At 39.2% G+C, this 5,936-nt stretch carries 4 protein-coding genes; all 4 read right to left on the minus strand.

The window, feature by feature from the left end:
- Positions 1-23: 23 nt before the first annotated feature.
- The 4 genes from A0J48_RS25630 to A0J48_RS25645 all read right to left on the minus strand — a co-directional run bounded on the left by A0J48_RS25630 (position 24) and on the right by A0J48_RS25645 (position 5,683).
- A complete protein-coding gene (locus A0J48_RS25630) occupies positions 24-1,796 on the minus strand; it encodes a lipoxygenase family protein (protein ID WP_200327394.1) in 1,773 nt (590 codons plus the stop codon).
- Between the two features lie 575 nt (positions 1,797-2,371).
- Positions 2,372-4,060 carry an NAD(P)H-quinone oxidoreductase subunit 4 gene (locus A0J48_RS25635; protein ID WP_200327395.1) on the minus strand — a complete coding sequence of 563 codons (1,689 nt, stop codon included), beginning with the start codon at positions 4,058-4,060 and terminating at the stop codon, positions 2,372-2,374.
- A gap of 213 nt (positions 4,061-4,273) precedes the next feature.
- Positions 4,274-4,429 (minus strand): hypothetical protein, encoded by a 156-nt coding sequence (locus tag A0J48_RS25640; RefSeq protein ID WP_200327396.1) that lies wholly within the window; start codon positions 4,427-4,429, stop codon positions 4,274-4,276.
- Positions 4,430-4,666: 237 nt separating this feature from the next.
- Complete coding sequence (locus A0J48_RS25645; protein WP_200327397.1) at positions 4,667-5,683, minus strand: DMT family transporter; 1,017 nt, start codon at positions 5,681-5,683, stop codon at positions 4,667-4,669.
- Between the last annotated feature and the right edge of the window lie 253 nt (positions 5,684-5,936).

The following is a 5,936-nucleotide window of genomic DNA, read 5'->3' on the forward strand; positions in this document are numbered from 1 at the left end:
ACACCCCACACCCCACAACCCCATTAGATAGCAATACTTTGAGGAATACGGGAAGGAAGCAAGTAAATGTAAGGCTTAGATAGAGAAGCATTACGAGTAGCTATTGTCTTTTCTATTTCCTGCAACCCAGTTTGAAACTTCTCAAAAGCTTGTTGTGCAGAAGGTTCAGAAAAAGGATTATCTAAAGTTAACAGCGATTTACTGGAGTATGGAGGTGTCATTGTCAACACCTTCACCAAAACAATTTGCTTAATCGTTTCTAATCTATTGGGCAACCTTGCGGTTAGAGGAGTGATATTGTTGCTATCTTTGGTAAATAAATCTGAAAAAGATTCATAGAGTGCAAAGGGATTATTAGGTATCCATCCAGCATAGTCATATTGACCAAAATTGACGGCTGCGTGTTGAGCGGTGGCTGTAAAAATAATGTTTGTAGCAATCTCAATCAGATCATTTATAGTATCCAATTGGTTATTTTTTTCAGGTGGTAGTAAACCCTTAATCCTGGCATTATTGATCAGTTCTTCTTTCCATCTTTGTACTTCTTGGTCATTTACTACATCTGTATCATTTTGATAATGGCTTTTCAAAACGTCAGTCACATATTCTTTGATAGCACCCCACATCAATAACGCATCATCACGATAGTAATAGTCTGGTATGTCTGAAACATCACGTATTTCTAAATTATGGGGTAAAGCTTGCTCGTAAAAGTTTAGTTCGGGAACTTTATATTCACGACCGTTATTAGTGATTATTTGATAACCGTTATAGCCTCTCCTTAACAGTTCATTAGAACCTCTGTAACCCAAAGCGCCAGTCACATCGAAAAAACCACCTCTACTCAAGAACACATTACGCGCCATATTATTGATGGCCATAGTATTGAAATAGTGAGGAGTCAAGAGCTTATAAAGTATGTGTTGTGGTGATATTTTCCGGTATGTACTAACTCCAAAAGCCTCAATAAGTAAATGTGTACACAATAAATGAGAAATAACTCCTTGATAAGCTGCATCAGCACTAGACACCGCCACTTTAGCCGCTTGCCAAACTTCTGGTGATGAATTAGGTGTTAATATTTGGTTATATTCTGGATGATCTGCATCAGGATGGTACTGTAATTTAATGGCAATGGGAATTAGTTGTTGTTTGTCATTAAGATAAAAAAGACAAATGGGAGATTGAGGATATTTGCCTATCTCCTCTTCCATTTTTGCATCAGTAATTTGGTTGAGAATCTTGAAATCTAAAATATATAAGCGATTGGCTTGCAACGCTGATTCTAGATTAATCTCTTTACCTTGAACGGGATTAATAATTTGGTCAGTGACTGGAAAATTACTCTCAGGGCTAATATCATCTGCCAGACATTTGCGGATAACGACTGGATTCATTCCCGCCAACCGCTGACGACCAAATTCTACATCAGAATCCCAATCTTTAGCTACCTGTGGTTCTTCAAAAAAAGTCCAAGGTTTAAAAAATTGATGAAATTCATCTACATTATTCCAGTCGTTAAATTGAGCAAAAATAGTCAATAACCCAAAATCGGCAGTACCTGTAAAAACTAATTCTCCCTTAATCAATTTTTTCCACAGATAAGGAATAATATGCAGAACCAGGGCTATAAGTAGACCTATAATGCCTTTAATGGTCATGCCCAGAAAAATAAATATTTTCTCCAGACTAAAACCCTGTCCTCTGGGAACACCTTTCACATGACCAGGTAAATAGGGATAACTTGTCTCCCACTGATACTTATTTTCTAAAGCTTGCCAATTTGGTGAACTCATATATCTATGATTTCCTTGATTTTCAAGTTCTACTAAACTAGGAGAATATCAAAGGCAAATATTTCAGGTGCAATATTGTCTGGAAAATATTGGCACTATGATAACCTCACGTTGAGATTATGCCTGATTGTTCAAGATGTGTTAGTTAATTTCACTTAAATTTAATCCTTTATAGCAGGTGACAGGTGACAGTGAAGAAAGCAGGGGTGCGGGGGGGCAGGGTGCAGGGGGAGAATATTAACTTTTGCCTTCTGCCTTTCTTAGATAAAAAATACCCGCCACCAAATTATTTATGGCAGCGGGGGTCATTTTTTATCAAAAATTTTTGATTTTGTCGGTTAATAGATACAAAACTTAATTCCGTTTCAGAAATAAGCTTTATTTAGGGTTTGCTGAATAAATGCAAAAGCCAGATAAATCAAGATTTAGAGGCTGATAAACAGGAAAGTAGGTGCAAAGATATAGCGTCTTATGCCTCAAAAACCTTGCACTTTTGTTGAGTTCGAGAGATGAAAAGGAAATTATTAAATCTCCTCCTGCCTCCTGCCCCCACGAAAAGACTTTCTCAGCAACCCCTATTTAACAGTTGCTAAGACCGAGTTAATCTCAGGTTGAGCAATTTTGGGAGTTAATAACCCATTCGCATAAATGCCAGGATTGGTTTGGGAGATAATAGTATAAGATTGGCGAACATGAGTATTTACAGCCACAGTTTTGGCATCATACATCTGCATAGCCACCTTGGGATAGAAACCAATGCCGATAATCAGCACTATAAAACAGGCAGCAATAAAGACTTCACGGGGTCTAGCGTCACTGTATACTGCTTGGGTAGGTAGGAGACAATCTGTACCAAAACAAGCTGTTCCCTCATCTTCCTGATTTTCCAACCCGGCATTATTAATGTCACATATCAATGCTGCATCTTTACCATAAAATACCTGACGCAGCATAGAAAGTAGATAGATAGGTGTGAGGATGACTCCCACAGCAGCCAGGAACACTGTCACAGTACAGAAAGTGGAACTATAAACATCGCTGGTTGTCACACCCACAAAAACTGAAAGTTCACCCACAAAGCCACTCATCCCTGGTAAAGCCAAAGATGCCATTGCACCGATTGTAAATAAAGCAAAAACTGTGGGCATGGCTTGACCAATACCACCCATATCTTTCATTACCATTGTATGGGTGCGATCGTAGGTGACACCAGCCAGGAAGAACAACACCGAGGCAATCAAACCATGTGATATCATCTGCAACATTGCCCCATTCATACCCAAATCGGTGAAGGAGGCTAAACCTAACAGCACAAACCCCATGTGAGAAATGGAAGAAAAAGCCAACCGCCGTTTCATATTGGTTTGGGCAAAGGAATTTAATGCACCATAGATAATATTGACAACACCAAGCACAGCTATCACTGGTGCAAAGTATACATGAGCATCAGGTAGAAGTTCCATATTCAGGCGAATCAAGCCATAACCGCCCATTTTTAGCAATACGCCAGCCAAAATCATGGATACAGGAGAAGATGCTTCACCGTGAGTATCTGGCAACCAGGTATGTAAGGGGAAAATAGCTAGTTTAACGCCAAAGGCAATAAATAAACCTGCATATAATAGCAGTTGTAAACCCAAGGGATAATCCTTTGCAGCCAAGGTGGTGAGATCAAAATTCATATCACCGCCACCGTATAACCCCATTGCCAGGGCTGCTACTAAAATAAATATAGAAGCCGCTGCGGTATATAGTATAAATTTTGTGGCTGCATAGCGTCTTCTTTGTCCGCCCCAAATGGAAACTAATAGATATACGGGAACTAGTTCTACTTCCCACATAATGAAAAATAACATCAAGTCTTTGGCAACGAACACCCCTACCTGTGCGGAGTAAAGCACCAGCATCAAAAAGTAAAATAGGCGTGGTCTGCGGTCAACTTGCCAAGCGGAAAACATGGAAAGGGTGGTAACAAAGCCGGCTAAAAGCACGAGGGGAACGGAGATACCATCCACTGCAACTGCCCAGTTTAATCCCAACTGAGGCATCCAGGCAAAATTTTCGACAATTTGAAAACTAGTATTAGTAGCATCGTAATGCTGCCAAAAGGTGTAACACATCAAGGCGAAGTCGGCGATACCTACACCTAATGCATACCAACGGATGGTTTTACCGTCTTTATCAGGCAGGACGGGAATTAACAAGGATGCAAGGAGTGGCAACAAGACAATCGCAGTAAGCCAGGGAAATTGAGCTGCCATCATGTCAATAAGAAAAAATACTCATTTGTGTAATGAGGTTATTGTACTAAAGTTTGTAACAATTTCTTTATAATTCTTTATCCCAGATATACATAGATAAAGATTGATAAGTGAAGCTAGAGATGGAAGGCTATAGGGCTGTATAGGACAGGTAAGTAACGAGCGATGAGTAAAAATCTGAATCAACTACTCAGCACTCGGTACTTGATTGCAACGTTAATTGGGAGCATCCCAAATGTATAAGTTGATTTTTTGGAAATCTGCCAATTGCTCCCAGGCTTGATATGAATCAACCGCAAAGAACGCAAAGGACACAAAGTTAAGAGCGTTTAAGAGAGTTTTTAGTATTGCTGCGTTTATTTTGGCTTTCATTGGGATGCTCCCCTTTAATTAGATAATCTAAGAGGTTGTTGTAAAAGTTGCTGGCTGTGACTTTAGGCACTTATTGATCCCCCCTAACCCCCCTTAGAAAGGGGGGAACTAGAATCAAAGTCCCCTTTTGCAAGGGGAGCCAGTACGGTCTTGGGGGTTTCCCTCATGAGCAACTGGCGTGGATTTAGGGGGATCTAGAAGTTTTTGATACATTACTAAGGACTTTTCAAACATCCTCTAAGATCCCAACCTAGTTAATTTTTTAATATTTTCCTCTGAGACAACCAACACAGGCGATGTTGGTTGAATGGCATTAATTTCTGTATTCGGTTCGACATCTGGAGATTTTTGTTGACTGAGAACGATCGCAGATAAAACAAAAGCTGCACCAATTAAACCCTTTACTCCCAGTTGTTCACCAAGTAACCAAAATGAGAATATGGCTGAAAAGATGGGTTCTAGGGTGTAGAGTAAAGCTGCTTCTTCAGATCCTATCCAGCGTTGAGCTATTGTTTGCAGCCAGATGACCAGTGCAGTTGCAGCTAGTCCCAGATAAAGAATTACGCCCCAGTTTTCATTGATGATATTCCACTCTGCAACTAATTTTGTATTACTCCAGATTAAGCCCATGACTGCAATTACAAATAATTGCATACTGGTGAGTGATAAAGGTGGGTGGCGGGATGCGACTTTTTCTAGAATTACAGTATAAATTGCATAAAGAAAGGCATCAACTAACATTAATAAATTGCCAATTCCTAATATTCCCTCTCCCCAAAACATCACACCAATACCAATAACAGCCAGTCCAGATGCTAGGAAAGTTTTCAACTGTAAGCAACGACCTAAAAACCAACCAATTAAAGGTACTATAATTGCACTCAAGCTAATCAGAAATGATGCTTGGTTAGCATGAATGCTCTCCAGCGCAATTGTTTCTGTAGCCAGATAAACAAAAAATAATAAACCTAAAATTAGACCATCGCGCCACAAAATAACGTTTAGACGACGCAAGTTGACGCTCAAAAATAATGCTGCTACCGTAAATCTCGTGGCAATTAAAACACTGGGAGAAAGACTAGTTACTGTTTTTTCGATCAGTGGGAAGGTTGTACCCCAAATGATGTTGATAATAATGAACAGTATAATTCCCTGAAGGTGCAAATTGTTTTGTGTAAATTGACGGGTAAAATTATGGAGTCTAATACTAGCCGTCACCCAGCAGCTAAATATCTTGCTCAAAAATAATGTCATAGGAATTATCCAACTCTCCCCTCACTAATTAGGAACAGAGCGGGTAATATTTTTATCACCATTGTTTGTTAAACTGAGAGAACTTTACTGTATTTAATAAATAGTATCTTATATTATTAAGATATGGAACGAAAATTGAAGATTTATATCAGGGGATATATGTACTCTATAATTTAAGGTTTACTTGATAAGTAGTCGTGCAAAATAAATTTTATATTTTGGAGAGGGAACAGGGAACGGGGAACAGTTAACA

The sequence above is a fragment of the Sphaerospermopsis aphanizomenoides BCCUSP55 genome (assembly GCF_001586785.1).
GTDB classification, from domain to species: domain Bacteria; phylum Cyanobacteriota; class Cyanobacteriia; order Cyanobacteriales; family Nostocaceae; genus Sphaerospermopsis_A; species Sphaerospermopsis_A aphanizomenoides_A.